The sequence below is a fragment of the Pedobacter paludis genome (genome assembly GCF_003173575.1).
GTDB classification, from domain to species: Bacteria; Bacteroidota; Bacteroidia; order Sphingobacteriales; family Sphingobacteriaceae; genus Pedobacter; species Pedobacter paludis.
This window is the reverse complement of sequence record NZ_QGNY01000006.1, coordinates 47,468-63,462: the sequence shown is the minus strand read 5'-3', so window position 1 is coordinate 63,462 and position 15,995 is coordinate 47,468. Positions and strand designations below refer to the sequence as shown.

The following is a 15,995-nucleotide window of genomic DNA, read 5'->3' as shown; positions in this document are numbered from 1 at the left end:
TCATGATCTGCGGGATTTGTGTGATCTGCGGAAGCGCTTTTACTCGGCACAACCCTAAAACAAAAAAGTCGTAGCGAGACGCTACGACTAGAATTATTTGTTAAAACCCTTAGTTTATTTTGCCATTATGCTAATTGCATAACCACCACCAGGTGCGCAATATTGTGTTAACTTACTTTTATTAGTTACTTCAATTTTGCGAATGGTATATGCCTTTGGATTGGTTTCATAGTTGGCATCTTTAGCATCAGCGTAAATAGTTGCCGTATACTTTTTTCCAGCATCTAAGAAATTAAAATCAATTTTCGATGTACGTCCAACCTCATCATTGGTACGCCCAACAAACCAGTTATCTTTACCTTTCGCTTTGCGAGCGTAAGTAATGTAATCACCTGGCTCTGCTTCCAAAACCTTTGTATCATCCCAATCAACCGCTACATCTTTAATAAACTGGAAAGCATCCATATATTTATTATAAGTTTCTGGCAAATCTGCCGCCATTTGCAACGGACTGTACATCGTTACGTATAAAGCCAACTGACGAGCCAATGTAGTATGCACAAAAGATTTATTATCAGGGTTATAAGCACTTACTCTGGTTTCGAAAATACCCGGAGTGTAATCCATTGGTCCACCGATTAAACGCGTAAAAGGTAAAATTGTGGTATGATCCGCATTGCTTCCACCAAATGCTTCGTATTCTGTACCCCTTGCAGCTTCGTTTCCAATTAAATTAGGATAGGTACGAGCCAAACCTGTTGGCCTAACCGCTTCGTGCGCATTAACCATAATCTTATAATCCGCAGCTTTTGTAATGGCATATAAGTAATGATTGATCATATCCTGACTATAATGGTGTTCGCCACGAGGAATAATGTTACCTACATAACCGCTTTTAACAGCATCGTAACCATTGGCTTTCATAAATTTGTAAGCCGTATCAATGTGTCTTTCATAATTTCGAACCGATGAAGAAGTTTCATGGTGCATAATCATCTTAATGCCTTTACTTGCCGCATAGCGATGTAATTCATTCACATCAAAATCAGGATAAGGCGTTACAAAATCGAAAACATAATCTTTCGTTTTACCGAACCAATCTTCCCAGCCTTCGTTCCAGCCTTCAACTAAAACAGCATCTAAACCGTTTTTAGCTGCAAAATCGATGTATTCTTTTACATGGGCTGTATTTGCCGCATGTTTTCCGTTGGGTTTTGTTTTCGAATAATCGGTTACACCCAATTGAACGCTAGTTAAATCATTATATGCCCAAGTGCTTTTTCCAGTAATCATTTCCCACCAAACACCAACATACTTGGTCGGTTTAATCCAAGAAACATCCTTAAATTTTGTAGGTTCGTTTAAGTTATACGTCAATTTCGAAGTTAAGATATCGCCAGCTTTGTCACTTACAATAATGGTTCTCCATGGAGATAGGCATGGCGCTTGCAAATAACCTTTATCGCCAAGTGCATCTGGTGTTAACCAAGATTCCAAAACCATGTTTTTATCGTCTAGATTTAACGACATGCAAGAATAATTAATTAAAGCAGCCTCATGAATGTTGATGTACAAACCATCTTTACTTTTCATCATTAAAGGTGTTTGTAAACCTGTTGGAGAAAAGGTTGTTTGCGATGCGTTTGGTGTTACCGCATCTTTCATCTTCCCTCTAACTTCTGATAAATTTGAAGTTACGGTTTCGTACTCCTGAGTATCGTAATCTCCAGGAAGCCAAAATGCTTTGTGATCGCCGGCCAAGGCAAACTGCGTTTTTTCTTCTTTGATTACAAAATAATCCAAGTTCTTTTGTTCTGGAAATTCATATCTAAAGCCTAAGCCATCATTAAATAACCTTAAACGCACAATAATGAAACGCTTGGTAGCGGTTTGTGTTAATGTTACTGCGAGCTCATTATAATGATTCACAATTTCCTTTACTTCGCCCCAAACCGGTTTCCAAGTTTCGTTAAATGTACTTGTTTTAGAATCTGTAATGGCAAAACCATCCAACAACGATGCCGCATTTTTTAGCTCTAAACCCAATTTACTGGCTTTGATTACATCTTTTCCTTTATACTTTAAGCTATAAGTTGGCACGCCACCTTGAGCCAAAGAAAAATTTGCAACCAGATTTGCATCCGGCGATCTTAATTCCTGTCCGGAAACGTTCCCGAAAAATAGCAAAAGGCAAATAAATGCTATAAATTTTGAGAGATTAAGGGATTTGTTGTTTCGATTTTTATTCACTGTGTATAATTTATTTTTATAATTCTATTCTTAATAGTTTTCGTCATGCTGAATTTAGCCACCTTTCCATTAATACCCTGAAATGAATTCAGGGTGACGGCTGTTCATTTTTGGTGTGGATTAAAGATTAACTGTGTCTATCTGGTTTACCCGAGGTCAATTCTTCTTAATCCAATAACAAAGTTTCGTCTTCATCATCCGTTAAACTGAGTTGAATACTATCGTTTCCGGCAATGCCTTCAATAGATCCTCGAATGTGTGTTGCATTTAACAACACTTTTTCCAATTGCTTTTCTCGGGCTTTCCACAGGCGCTCCATCGCATCGCGTTCTCTTTGGATGGATAATTTCATGCTCATAAATCCTTCCCGAATGGCTTTCCATTGCTCAGAAAATTCCGATCCTGTTAAATAATCGTATAACATGTGCATTTTATCGCCACGGTTTTCTTGCGATTTTACCGCACTTGCCAAACGCAAAATTCCATCACGTAAAACATAGGCCACTGCATTAACTTCTTCGAAAGAACAAATCCAAACGCCATCTCGCTGACCAAAACTATCCATGCCTTTTGGGTAACACTGGCTTACAATTACAGCAACATCAACGCCCATGCTCCGCATATCTTTTTTCAGCTTTTCAATCCAGTCGCCACCAAAATCTTTGGTACGTTTGCTTTCATAGATGATTTTGCCACATTCTTGCCCAAACTGATTTCTAACCACTTGCACACAATCTGCCCCACGAACGCCTTTGCCAACTTCCTCAATTAAATCGAAGGGGAAATTGCTTCTCAACAATTCTTCTAAAATCAATTCCTGAACCTCACCTTGCAATTGCATACTTCCCTGCTCTGCCTTGCGCTTCATTTCTTCGGCAAGCTTTTTTTGGTCGTCGAGTTGTTTTTCAAGCTCCTTTAAACGCAATTGATGCTCAGTATCTTTTATGCTGTTTTTTTCTGCTTCCTGTTTGCGAATTTGCTCTACCAGCTCGTTGCGTTGCTCTTGCATTTTACGCTGAAAAGCCAATTCCATTTCTTCTTCCTTAACTTTTAAGCTTTCCTCCCGGCGCAAAAACTCTAATTCCTTTTCGCGGGCCAATCTTAGTTTTTCGGCATTGTCTTTTGCATTACCTTCCAGCATTTGCAATTTGGTTTCATAATCAGAGGCGATACTTTTGCGCAGATTTTCTTCCAAATCCCCTTTCAGTTTAGCTCTTTCTTCTACGAGTTTGGCATCAAATGTTTTCTGTTGAAGTTGTTTTTCACTTTCTAATGCGACGAGCTTGCGCTGAAATTCTTCGTCCTTTTGCTTTGTAAAAGAAACCATTTTCTCACGCAACTCTTTCTTATAATCTTCGGCCATCGCTTCTTCCATCGGAAAAACATGGGCACAACTTGGACATTTTATTTCGGTAGGCATAAATAATTTTTCACTTCAGAAAAAACCGAAGCCTTACAAAGATATTAAAGCTTTTTATGAATGTGTAAACGAGTTTTGCACCATTCAAATTTAAAGCACTTTCGACCGAATCTCATGGCCGACGGTTAAAATTTTACTCACTGGGCATTTAGTGGCAATTTGCTCTAATCTAACTTTTTGCTCCTCGGTTAAACTTCCGGTACAGGTAATTTCTTCTAAAAATATGGTTTCGCCATTTTCAATATCCATGTTTACCTCCACCTCAATTTTATCAACAGCCCATTCTTTTCTATCAATATACATCCTCAATGTTATGGCCACACAAGATGCAAGCGAGGCCATCAACAAACCTTTTGGTGCAAAACCCTTGTGCGTACCACCATAATCAAACGGCTCATCAGCAACTATTTCATGCGAACCATTTGTTACCGAACATGCGTAATGCTCTTTATTTATTGTTGCTTTTACCATATCGTTTCTAAAATAATAAACTTACCAAATATTCCATTCAAACCTTCATGATTAACAATATAATTCGGGAATGGGCTATCGCTTTTATTTGAGTTTTGGGGCCAACCTGTTCCTAGAAATGTATATGTACTTGCTCTTGGTTAATGATCCACCAAACATTGAGAAGGTGTACCTTCAGATACTTTTGCGATTGCTTCCAATAAAAAAATCAAACATTATTAAATAGCAATTGTTCCTTTTTAAAAGCTCATTACTATGAAATACAGAAAGTTAATCGGAAAATATTTGGCTAAGGAATCACATAGTGATGCTAAAATAGCCATCGCGTTGGTTGCAGGTTTGGCCGCTGGAGCCATAATAAGTGTTTTATTTGCACCAGATAGTGGAGCAGGAACCCGAGGTAAAATTGCTGATGGAGCAAAAAATCTTCGTTATGGCTTTCAGGATAAATACAATATTTTGAAAGAAAAGGTTTTTGGTGTAGAGGCTATCGAAGAAGACATTGTTGAGCATGAGGTGCCACATTTTAAGCACACAGTTACAAAAAAACGTAAATCTGATGTGAAAGATATCTTAGAGGAAGCCCATCAAAATGCTCAGGTACAAGAAGGCCAAGGATAATCTTGGCTTTTAGTTTAATTGTTATATTTTTGGTATAGATACAATAATTATCGAGATACAAATTTATACGTTAACCTTTATCCATGTTTTTCATCCTTTCCAAGGTTTTACTCTTTATAATAAAGCCATTATTTTGGATTACAATTCTTTTAGTCGTTGCACGTTTTACTAAAAAGCAAGCCCGAAAACGGAGATTGATCATTGCAACAATAATTGTATTTCTGTTTTTTTCAAATGCTTTTATTGTGGGCAAAATAGCCAACTGGTATGAAGCTGATTATCCTGTTAAGCAGAAATACGATGTGGGAATTGTTTTGGGTGGATTTTCTGGATTTAACGAGCGAAACCATCAAATCGCTTTTAACTGGGCTAGCGATAGACTGTTCCAAACATTAGCACTCTATAAAAAAGGGAAAATCAATAAAATTTTATTAAGTGGCGGAAATGCAAATTTGGTGGACAATAAAATTAAAGAGGCCGATTTAGTTGTTGATTATCTTAAACTGATCGGGATTCCTGATTCTGCGATTTTGTTCGAAAATCAGAGCAGAAATACACTTGAAAATGCCAAAAATAGCCTAGCCCTCATTAAAAAATATAAACCAGATGCCAAAATTTTAGTTATTACGAGTGCATGGCACATCCCCAGAGCCAAAACAATTTTTGAAATGCAAACCACCAACAAGATTGATTATTACCCAACCAATTTTATCGGAAAAACATCTTTTAATTTTGAAGACTTAATAATTCCTGATCTTGGTTCTTTCGGAACATGGGAACTTCTTTTTAAAGAATGGATTGGTTTGGCAGTGGATCGGATTAGATTATAAATTGATTAATTGTTTTAAAGTGGTTAACTGCTTAGAGTGGTTAACAGTTTGGTTGCAAAACTACAATTAACCAATTAAACAGTTTGAGCAGTTAAACTTAAACTACCCCTCAATCGCTTTCCAAAGCATATCTTTAAGCTCTACCAGACCTTTCTCTGCCACAGATGAAATAAATATTGAAGGAATTTGTGGCAGGTCTTGCTTCATTTCTTCCATTAATTCTTCATCCAGCATATCAGATTTTGTAATGGCCAAAACATGTGGCTTTTGCATTAACTCCGGATTATATGTTTCCAATTCTCTTTTAAGAATTTCATATTCTTCTCTAATCGTTCTACTTGTATCGGCCGGAACCATAAATAGAAGCACAGAGTTACGCTCTATGTGACGTAAGAAACGATAGCCCAAACCTTTTCCTTTTGATGCACCTTCTATAATCCCTGGAATATCGGCCATTACGAAAGATTTATTATTTCGATAGCTTACAATACCTAAATTAGGAACGATGGTTGTAAAAGGATAATCGGCAATTTCTGGCTTAGCGGCAGAAACTACAGATAGTAAAGTAGATTTTCCTGCATTTGGAAAACCAACCAAACCAACATCAGCCAGAACTTTTAACTCGAGAATGTTCCATACTTCCTGGCCTTGTTCTCCCGGCTGTGCAAAACGTGGCGTTTGTTGAACGGAGTTTTTGAAATGTGCATTACCCAATCCACCGCGGCCGCCTGGAGTTAAAATTTTGGTTTCGCCATCTTTGGTAATTTCGAAAAGAATCTCTCCGGTTTCAGCATCCTTCGCAATGGTGCCCAACGGAACTTCTAGAATTTCATCTTTGCCCTGCTTACCAAATTTATGAGAACTGCCACCAGCTAAACCGTCTTCGGCAATAATATGCTTACGATATTTTAAATGCAATAATGTCCAGATCTGAGTATTTCCCTTAACGATAATATGGCCTCCACGACCACCGTCACCACCATCAGGGCCACCCATTGATGTTAAAATATCGCGGTGTAAATGCGCTGAACCTGCTCCGCCCTTACCAGAACGGCAACAAATTTTTACATAATCTACGAAATTCGAACCCTGCGACATATTAATTTATGATTTTAGATTTACGATTTTAGATTTCTAAAATCGCTAAAAACTAAACATCCGCAAAAAACAAGCATTGCTTTTTTGCGGATGTTCTAATTTTAAAAATTATATTATTTAGTACTGATCAATAACAGCGCAAAGATCGTTATATACTGTACTTATTTCACCAATTCCGTTTACTTTGTTCAACTTGCCCTGTGCCTCATAATAAGGCAGTACGTGGATGGTTTTATCAAAATATTCTGAAATGCGTTTTTTTAATTTTTCAGCGTCATCATCTGGTCTACCACTAATTTTATGGCGCTCAGCAATGCGTTTTGTCAATTCTTCCTGATCCACATCCAAAGCGATAACACCAGCAATTTTGCTGCCTTTGCGCTCTAAAAATAAATCAAGCTCTTCTGCTTGAGGAACCGTACGTGGAAAACCATCAAACACAAATCCTTTTGCATCCGGATTTTTATCTACCTCTTCTTCAAGCATGGCAATTGTAATCGCATCAGGCACCAACTCGCCTTCGGCCAACAATTGACTAACTTTTTTTCCTAATTCGGTTTCGCCCTTTACGTGTGCTCTAAAAAGATCGCCTGTTGAAACGTGTACCAACTGATATTTTGCAATCAGCTTTTCAGATTGGGTGCCTTTACCCGCCCCTGGAGGGCCAAAGAGAACTAAATTAAGCATTAACGTGGTTTAGGTTATCTTTAACAAAAAAAGCCTTGTCGCCATGGGGCGACAAGGCTTCATCCAAATAGTGCACTTGTAGGGATTCGAACCCCAAACCTTCTCATCCGTAGTGAGATGCTCTATCCAATTGAGCTACAAATGCGTTTCCGTTTGTTAACGGACTGCAAAAGTAAGATTTGAGATTTAAATTAGCAATTATATTTTAAAAAAAATCTTACTCTTACTTCTGTAGTGTATGCATTAAGATTTTAATGCTTCATTAATTGCTTTAAAATCAGGCAACTCACGGGCATCTTCTAAAACTTCGGCATAAATAATTTTACCTTCTTCATCAATTACAAAGGCTCCTCTTTTAGAAACTCCTTTTAAACCGAACAAAAATTCATCATAATATGCTCCAAAAGCTTTAGAAACTTCTTTGTTAAAATCAGACAACAAAGGAAACTGATATTTCTGCTCCTCTTTAAATTTGGCTAAAGAAAACGGAGAATCTACAGAAACACCTAAAACCTGCGCATCGATCCCTTCATAGTAGCTAAAATTATCTCTCATGGTACACAGTTGCTCAGTACAAACACCAGTAAATGCCATTGGGAAAAAATGGATAATTACTTTTTTGCCTTTAAAGGCAGCTAAGGAAATTTCTGTTAAATCAGAACTGTATAATTTAAAATCTGGGGCTTGATCGCCAACTTGTAATGACATATTTTATGGTTAAATGTTTAATTGTATTAATTGGTTAATTGACCGAGCAAAGCTTCAAACATAATAAAACTACCTTGTCTGCAACTTTTCACTTTCACTTTCTACTTTCTACTTTCTACTTTCTACTTTTTACTTTTCACTTTTTACTTTGCACTTTCTTCATCTGCGCATCAACAATCTTTAATCCTTCTTCAAAACTATGCGGGGCATACCCTAAATCATTTATAGTTTTATCTAGCACGAAGCCCGTTCTTACTGGTCGCTTTGCCGTTTGATTCAAACTCTCCGAACTGATTTCAGTAATAATAGATTGATCAAGCCCCCAATAATCGGCAACTTTTCGCACTAAATCTGCAATACTCATGTAATCTTTACCTGATACATTATAAATTCCTTTAGCATTTTTCTCTACAGCTAAAATACAGGCTTCCGCCAGGTCTTCGGCCAAAGTAGGCATCCGCCATTGGTCGTTTACAACATTAATGGGAGATGCTTTTTCTAGCGCACCTTTAGCCCAAAGCACAATATTACTTCTGCTCATATCATTGGTGATACCATAAACCAATATTGTTCTTAAAATTGCCCAGTTTGCTTTTGAGTTTTTCAACAGCTCTTCTGCAAGCACTTTCGATTCTCCATAATAACTTAATGGATTAACCGCATCTTCCTCTTTGTAAGGTCCATCTGCGCCATCAAAAACGAAATCAGTACTCAAATGAATCAACTGGATATTTTTTTCTTCACACAACGAAATCAATGTTTGAACAGCATCTACATTGAGCTGATGACAGAGTTCCTTGTCTGCTTCAGCAGTATCTACATTCGTCATTGCTGCCGTATGAATAATTGAATCAGGCTTATACTTTTCAACTACTTTTTTTACCAGATTTGGATTCAGGATATCCATTTCTGCATATTCATAGCCACTTTTTATGGGATATCTATTCTTTCCTTTAGAAGTAGCAATAAGCTTTACTCTTCCTTCAGCTAAAATTTTTTCAGTTATTTTCTGACCTAAAAGGCCATTGCTACCTGTAGTTAAAATAGTTTTCATCAGATGATTTTGTGCCTCTAAATTATCTATAAAAACCTTGTTGAAAAAATTTATAATATATATTTAAAATTAACCAAGAATAACTTAACTTTGCCAACCGAATTGGAGCCCCTATAAACAGCTTTAATTCATTGATTGTAATAAATTTACTCACAACAGATATGCCTAACTTAGGAAAAATAGCACAAATTATCGGCCCAGTGGTTGACGTTAGCTTTGCTGATGATGCCCATCTACCTAAAATCTTTGATGCGTTAGAAATAACGAAAGAAAACGGACAAAAAATTGTTTTAGAAGTTCAACAACACTTAGGTGAAGATCGCGTTCGTGCAATCTCAATGGACTCTACTGATGGTTTGGTTCGCGGAATGCAGGTTCTTGATACTGGTTCAGCAATTAAAATGCCGGTAGGCGATCAAATTAAAGGTCGTTTATTTAATGTGGTTGGTGAAGCGATTGACGGTATTACTGCTGTTGACAAAACAGACGGTCGCCCTATCCATGCTACGCCTCCTAAGTTCGAAGATTTATCTACTGAAACTGAAGTACTTTTTACAGGTATTAAAGTTATCGATTTATTAGAACCATATGCAAAAGGTGGTAAAATCGGTTTGTTCGGTGGTGCGGGTGTAGGTAAAACAGTATTAATCATGGAATTGGTTAACAACATCGCAAAAGCTTACGCCGGTTTATCAGTGTTCGCAGGTGTTGGTGAGCGTACTCGTGAGGGTAATGATTTACTTCGTGAGTTTATCGAATCAGGCGTAATCAACTATGGTGATGAATTCTTACACTCAATGGAAAAAGGTGGATGGGATTTGAAATCTGTTGATACTGAAAAATTAAAAGAATCTAAAGCAACATTGGTTTTCGGTCAAATGAACGAGCCTCCCGGTGCACGTGCTCGTGTAGCACTATCGGGATTAACGGTTGCAGAATATTTCCGTGATGGTGATGGTGAGGGCGCCGGAAAAGATATCCTTTTTTTCGTTGATAACATTTTCCGTTTCACTCAGGCAGGTTCTGAGGTATCGGCTTTATTAGGTCGTATGCCATCTGCAGTAGGTTACCAACCAACATTGGCAACTGAGATGGGTTTAATGCAAGAGCGTATTACCTCAACAAAACGTGGATCAATTACATCAGTACAAGCGGTATATGTACCAGCGGATGATTTAACTGACCCTGCACCGGCAACAACATTTGCCCACTTAGATGCAACTACAGTACTTTCACGTAAAATTGCTGAGTTAGGTATTTATCCTGCAGTGGATCCTTTGGATTCAACTTCACGTATCCTTTCTCCTGCTGTTCTAGGTGATGAGCATTACAACACTGCACAACGTGTTAAAGAAACTTTACAACGTTATAAAGAATTACAAGATATCATCGCGATTTTAGGTATGGACGAATTATCTGAAGAAGATAAATTAGTTGTATCAAGAGCTCGTCGTGTTCAACGTTTCTTATCACAACCTTTCCACGTAGCTGAGCAGTTTACAGGCTTAAAAGGTGTATTGGTTGATATTAAAGATACCATCAAAGGTTTCAACATGATTATGGACGGTGAAGTGGATGAATATCCTGAAGCTGCATTTAACTTGGTTGGTAGCATTGAAGATGCAATCGAAAAAGGTAAGAAATTATTAGCAGAAGCGAACTAGTACGTTGTACGTAATAAGTTTTACGTTTTAAGTGCAAGTCGGTTGACTTAAAACTTACAACGTAAAACGTAAAACTTTAAGAATGAATTTAGAAATATTAACTCCGGATAAAAAAGTTTTCGAAGGTGAAGTAACATCAGTTACGGTTCCTGGTACTTTAGGTTCTTTTCAGATTTTAAAAGACCACGCCCCTATCATCTCAACTTTAGAAGATGGAGAAGTTATTATAAAAGCAAATAAAACTGACGAGCAACGCTTTTTTATTAAAGGTGGCGTAGTAGAAGCCATTCACAATAAGATTGTTGTTTTAGCAGAAGGTATTGCTTAAAATAATTAAAACACATAGAAAGCCTTTTCGATTAATTTCGGAAAGGCTTTTTTTGTTTAAGAAAAATACATACCTTTGACGTTAGTAACGCAAAACATAATCATGATACTTTCCTTTGGATCTAAAGACACGGAAAAGATATGGAACGGTATTCGGGTTTCGAAAATACCTTTAGAAATTCAAACTGTTGGACGAAGGAAATTAAGAATGATCAGTAATTCGCAAAACATTCAAGATTTAACCATACCGCCCTCTAATAAATTAGAAAAGAAAAAAGGTGACCTCAAAGATTATTACAGCATTAGAATTAACGACCAATGGAGAATAATTTTTAAGTGGCAAAGTGGAAATGCAAGCGAAGTTGAAATTATAGATTATCATTAAGATGGAAAAACTACCAAACATACATCCAGGAGAAATTTTAAATGAGGAATTTCTAATTCCCTTAGGCGTCACAGCCTACCGTTTAGCAAAAGAAACAAATATTCCTCAAACCCGTATTTCTGAAATAATTAAAGGAAAAAGAAGAATTACAGCAGATACTGCATTACGTTTCAGCATTTTTTTTGGCAATTCAGCTAAATTCTGGCTTGGGCTACAAGATGATTTTGACATTGAAAACGAATTATCTGAAAAGCAAGAAGAATTTAATAGCATAAAGTTGTTCGCAATAGCATCATAATTAATATTAAGCCTCTCAAAATCGAGAGGTTTTTTTTTATTACCAGCAACCCAAACCCTCATTTTAATCGTATCTTATTGAAATACCGATTCGATATACATGGTTGCATTAAAAAGGTTGTTGATTTTAACTCTTCTTATTCTGTCTTTCAAAGCAGAATGCAAAGAGTTCTCGAGTATTGACGATTACATTAAAACTTTTCCTGCTGGCAAACATAATGGCTTAGACGGCAATTGGCTAAAAGCTGATAGAGAAAAAGAAAGCGAAATCTGGAATCAGGCAAACAAAATCAACATCAAAAAACCCAATGGCTATCTAGAATATCAAGACATTTATCAGCGCTGCGGTTTTTATAAATGGTTCGAACTGAAAACAGATTCATTAGGATTTGAAACTAGATGGGCTGAAGCCGCAAAAGAAACGACCTCAAAACTCAAAAAACTTCTCACCTCCATAGCCATTGCATCCGGTAATTCGAACAAAGAAATTGAAGAATTTGTAGTTACAGGCAATGGGATTATCTTCGATGACATTTGGAAAGACTTGAAAGCTCTTTATGAGCACCAACCACTAAGAGGTATTGATGCTGAAATCTGGGATGGGCATTTGTTGCTGAAAGAGCAAAATCTAATTGATCCTTATTACAGGAAACTGAGCAAAACCTCACTTACAAAACTTCAGAAATCATTAAGAAAAGAAACAACATTTTCAAAAATGATGGCTGGTTTTGAATTTGAAGGAAATCTTTTGAGCATACAAGACAGATGGCTTTACGGAATGAAAATGATGCATTATCAAAACCCTGATATTAACAGATAAAATAAAGGTCAAATTTCAATTTTCTTGGATGAAAAACAGAATTTAAGAAGAAAAACAGAAAATTTATAATGCAAGCATAATAAACATACCGTATACCGTTTTGATATTTGGTCTACAGCTATCGGCATTAAATCCCTAATCTAACTTCTATTAAGAATATTATTCCGAAATAATGATCATATATAGAATTAAATTCCGAATTAACTTTTTTATGATTTTTCTTGCATATTAATGAACCAAAAACTAAATTGGTTTTTATAAACAATAAGGAAATAATGACGATTCAAAATAACATAATCACAAATAATACTGCTGCAACCGTGGCTGTTAATGTTGTGCTTTTACCAGTCATTATTCTGAACCTTCTACTCCTAAACATTTTACCAGGAAAGAAGACGGGCAGCTTTTAAATAGATTTAAAAAACTAAATATACCTAAAGCGTCCCGATACAAAACGGGACGCTTTTTTTAAATAACAAAACACAGTATTATGAACTACTATAATTCTAATACGATTATATATCTTGATGGGCAGTTTAAAAAAGCTGTTGAAAGCAGTACTGATCTTTATGGGCAGTCGCTTCATTATGGCTATGCTGCTTTTGAAGGAATTAGAGCCTACAAAACACACAACGGAAACCGGATATTTAAAGCGGCGGCACATTTCGATCGCTTAGAGCGTTCTTGCCAACTTGCAAATATTCCTTTTCCATGGGATAAAGAGGAATTGATCAAGGAAACCTATAAACTCCTTATCTTAAATAAACTAAAGGATGCCTATATCCGCCCATTAGTTTTTTGCCACCCAAACATGAAACTGAACGAACCATCAGGTGTTTCAATTTTAATTTGCGCCTGGGATTGGGATGCTTATTCAGGCAACAAACTATTAAAACTAACCATTTCAGATTACGAAAGACCGAATCCAAAATCGACTCCAATGGAAGCGAAATTAAGTGGAAATTACGTAAACTCAATATTGGCTACAACTGCAGCAAACATTAAAGGTTATGATGAAGCTTTGCTCCTAGATATGCATGGATTTGTTGCTGAAGCATCTGGAGCCAATATTTTCTTAGAAAAAGATGGAAAACTTTACACTCCATCTTTAGGAAATATCTTACCGGGAATTACTAGGGCAACAGTTAAAGAACTTTGTACAGTTTTAGATATCGAATGCATAGAGAAAAAATTAACCGTTGAAGACTTAAAATCGGCAGATGGTGCTTTCTTATGTGGTACGGCTACAGAGATTGCAGGCATTGCTTCAATAGATGATATTGTTTACCGTTCGCTATGGAGAGAATCTATAGGTTATACCATACAACGTGCTTACAAAAACCTTGTGCTTGAAAAAGTTAACTACGAGGTAATTATATAAATATTATTTTAAAATAGTTCTTTGCCTTTTTAAAAAGTTAGTATGTTTGTCATTCAATCAAGATATGAATCTGAATACAAACATTATTAGCAACCTGATTATTATCATTTCTCAAGAGAGGGGTGGATATCGTTGCGTATAAAGTAAAAAATATACAATGTCGAAACCGCCTCCAAAAAAGAGGCGGTTTTTTTTTGCCTCAAAAGGAAATAACTGAATACAACCGAATACATACATTTTTAAACAATGAGCGAATTAAACAAGTACAGTAAAACATTTACACAAGACCCAACACAACCCGCAGCCCAAGCCATGCTTTATGGAATTGGCTTAACCGATGCTGATATGGCAAAAGCACAGGTCGGTATTGCAAGCATGGGTTACGATGGCAACACCTGTAACATGCACCTTAACGATCTTGCTAAAGATGTTAAAGCTGGAGTCTGGAAAAATGATTTAGTGGGCTTGGTTTTCAACACCATTGGCGTAAGTGATGGAATGAGTAATGGTACCGACGGTATGCGTTACTCTTTGGTAAGCCGTGATGTAATTGCAGACAGTATCGAAACCATTTGTGGCGGTCAATATTACGATGGGATTATCACCATTCCCGGTTGCGATAAAAATATGCCAGGTGCAATTATGGCAATGGCTCGGTTAGATCGGCCATCAATTATGGTTTATGGTGGTACAATTGCGCCAGGACATTATAAAGGAGAAGAATTAAATATTGTCTCGGCTTTCGAAGCTTTAGGACAAAAAATATGTGGCAATCTTTCTGAAGAGGATTATCAAGGAATTATCAAACATACTTGTCCCGGTGCGGGCGCATGTGGCGGGATGTATACAGCAAATACAATGGCATCGGCAATTGAGGCTTTGGGTATGAGTTTACCATACTCTTCATCAAATCCAGCGGTTAGTCCAGAGAAAAAGCAAGAGTGTTTAGATGCTGGTAAATACATTAAAATTTTATTAGAAAAAGATATTAAACCATCTGATATCATGACGAGAAAAGCATTCGAGAATGCCATTCGCTCGATCATCATATTAGGAGGAAGTACCAATGCAGTTTTACACTTTATTGCAATGGGTAAAGCAATCGGGGTGGAAATTACTCAGGATGATTTCCAAAAAATGAGTGATGTAACTCCAGTTTTAGCCGATTTTAAGCCAAGCGGTAAATATTTGATGCAGGATTTACATCAATATGGTGGGATTCCTGCAGTTTTAAAATATTTATTAAATGAGGGCTTATTGCATGGAGATTGCTTAACCGTAACTGGAAAAACGGTAGCTGAAAACTTAGCAGATGTGAAATCCATTATGGATTATGATCAAAAAATCGTTCAGAAACTAAGCGAGCCAGTTAAGGCTACGGGCCACTTACAGATTCTTTACGGAAACTTGGCCGAAAAAGGTTCTGTAGCAAAAATCTCTGGTAAAGAAGGTGAAAAATTTGAAGGTCCAGCACGCGTTTTTGATGGCGAAAAAGATTTAGTTGCAGGAATTTCATCTGGAAGAATTAAACCCGGAGATGTTGTGGTAATTAAAAATGAGGGCCCAGTAGGTGCTCCAGGTATGCCAGAAATGCTAAAACCAACATCACTAATTATTGGAGCTGGTTTAGGTAAATCTATAGCATTGATTACAGATGGTCGTTTTTCAGGCGGAACGCATGGTTTTGTAGTTGGCCACATCACTCCAGAGGCATACAAAGGTGGGTTGATTGGATTAGTTCAAGATGATGACTTGATTGAAATTGATGCAGTAAACAACACCATTAATTTAATGGTTAGCGAGGAAGTTATTGCAGAGCGAAGAAAAAATTATGTACAGCCAGCTTTAAAAGTAAGTAAAGGTGTGCTTTATAAATATGCAAAAACGGTTTCAGACGCAGCAAGTGGTTGCGTAACAGATGAATATTAACATCCTTAGCACCCTAAAAGGAGAACAATACATAACTGGTCACAATTTGTGAC

16 protein-coding genes and 1 tRNA gene are annotated in these 15,995 nt (G+C 36.9%); 9 read left to right on the top strand and 8 right to left on the bottom strand.

The genetic code is table 11. The features are described from left to right. Positions 1–114: 114 nt before the first annotated feature. The 3 genes from DF947_RS16525 to DF947_RS16515 form a co-directional block, all read right to left on the bottom strand. Positions 115–2,250, bottom strand: coding sequence for a glycoside hydrolase family 97 protein (locus DF947_RS16525; RefSeq protein WP_109931163.1), 2,136 nt, complete (start codon positions 2,248–2,250; stop codon positions 115–117). Positions 2,251–2,416: 166 nt separating this feature from the next. Next, positions 2,417–3,670, bottom strand: a complete 1,254-nt coding sequence (locus DF947_RS16520; RefSeq protein WP_109931162.1) for a DUF2130 domain-containing protein — start codon at positions 3,668–3,670, stop codon at positions 2,417–2,419. A 90-nt stretch (positions 3,671–3,760) separates the two neighbouring features. Beyond that, entirely contained in the window at positions 3,761–4,141 is a 381-nt protein-coding gene (locus tag DF947_RS16515) for an OsmC family protein (protein WP_109931161.1), read from the bottom strand. Positions 4,142–4,396: 255 nt separating this feature from the next. Between DF947_RS16515 and DF947_RS16510 the strand changes: the two genes are divergently transcribed. Both DF947_RS16510 and DF947_RS16505 read left to right on the top strand, forming a co-directional pair. Next, positions 4,397–4,762: a YtxH domain-containing protein gene (locus DF947_RS16510; RefSeq protein ID WP_109931160.1), complete on the top strand. Its 366-nt coding sequence runs from the start codon at positions 4,397–4,399 to the stop codon at positions 4,760–4,762. 83 nt (positions 4,763–4,845) lie between these two features. Next, positions 4,846–5,592, top strand: a complete 747-nt coding sequence (locus tag DF947_RS16505) for a YdcF family protein (protein ID WP_109931159.1) — start codon at positions 4,846–4,848, stop codon at positions 5,590–5,592. A gap of 102 nt (positions 5,593–5,694) precedes the next feature. On the opposite strand, the gene obgE is transcribed toward DF947_RS16505, so the two are convergent. The 5 genes from obgE to DF947_RS16480 form a co-directional block, all read right to left on the bottom strand. Continuing rightward, positions 5,695–6,690 (bottom strand): GTPase ObgE, encoded by a 996-nt coding sequence (gene obgE, locus DF947_RS16500; RefSeq protein ID WP_109931158.1) that lies wholly within the window; start codon positions 6,688–6,690, stop codon positions 5,695–5,697. Positions 6,691–6,807: 117 nt separating this feature from the next. Beyond that, complete coding sequence (locus DF947_RS16495) at positions 6,808–7,377, bottom strand: adenylate kinase (protein ID WP_109926207.1); 570 nt, start codon at positions 7,375–7,377, stop codon at positions 6,808–6,810. A 71-nt stretch (positions 7,378–7,448) separates the two neighbouring features. Beyond that, positions 7,449–7,522, bottom strand: a tRNA-Arg gene (locus tag DF947_RS16490). A 98-nt stretch (positions 7,523–7,620) separates the two neighbouring features. Next, a complete protein-coding gene (locus tag DF947_RS16485) occupies positions 7,621–8,085 on the bottom strand; it encodes a redoxin domain-containing protein (protein WP_109931157.1) in 465 nt (154 codons plus the stop codon). Between the two features lie 136 nt (positions 8,086–8,221). Continuing rightward, positions 8,222–9,139 (bottom strand): SDR family oxidoreductase, encoded by a 918-nt coding sequence (locus DF947_RS16480; protein ID WP_109931156.1) that lies wholly within the window; start codon positions 9,137–9,139, stop codon positions 8,222–8,224. 161 nt (positions 9,140–9,300) lie between these two features. On the opposite strand from DF947_RS16480, the gene atpD reads away from it, so the two are divergent. From atpD to ilvD, 7 genes are all read left to right on the top strand, one after another. After that, positions 9,301–10,803 (top strand): F0F1 ATP synthase subunit beta, encoded by a 1,503-nt coding sequence (atpD, locus tag DF947_RS16475; protein WP_109931155.1) that lies wholly within the window; start codon positions 9,301–9,303, stop codon positions 10,801–10,803. 82 nt (positions 10,804–10,885) lie between these two features. Next, positions 10,886–11,131, top strand: coding sequence for an ATP synthase F1 subunit epsilon (gene atpC / locus DF947_RS16470; protein ID WP_109931154.1), 246 nt, complete (start codon positions 10,886–10,888; stop codon positions 11,129–11,131). 102 nt (positions 11,132–11,233) lie between these two features. After that, positions 11,234–11,515: a type II toxin-antitoxin system RelE/ParE family toxin gene (locus tag DF947_RS16465; protein ID WP_109931153.1), complete on the top strand. Its 282-nt coding sequence runs from the start codon at positions 11,234–11,236 to the stop codon at positions 11,513–11,515. A 1-nt stretch (position 11,516) separates the two neighbouring features. Further along, entirely contained in the window at positions 11,517–11,813 is a 297-nt protein-coding gene (locus tag DF947_RS16460) for a HigA family addiction module antitoxin (protein ID WP_109931152.1), read from the top strand. A gap of 99 nt (positions 11,814–11,912) precedes the next feature. After that, positions 11,913–12,632, top strand: coding sequence for a hypothetical protein (locus DF947_RS16455; RefSeq protein WP_109931151.1), 720 nt, complete (start codon positions 11,913–11,915; stop codon positions 12,630–12,632). A 490-nt stretch (positions 12,633–13,122) separates the two neighbouring features. Further along, positions 13,123–14,013 (top strand): branched-chain-amino-acid transaminase, encoded by an 891-nt coding sequence (ilvE, locus tag DF947_RS16450; RefSeq protein WP_109931150.1) that lies wholly within the window; start codon positions 13,123–13,125, stop codon positions 14,011–14,013. Positions 14,014–14,259: 246 nt separating this feature from the next. Further along, a complete protein-coding gene (gene ilvD / locus DF947_RS16445; protein WP_109931149.1) occupies positions 14,260–15,942 on the top strand; it encodes a dihydroxy-acid dehydratase in 1,683 nt (560 codons plus the stop codon). Positions 15,943–15,995 lie beyond the last annotated feature (53 nt).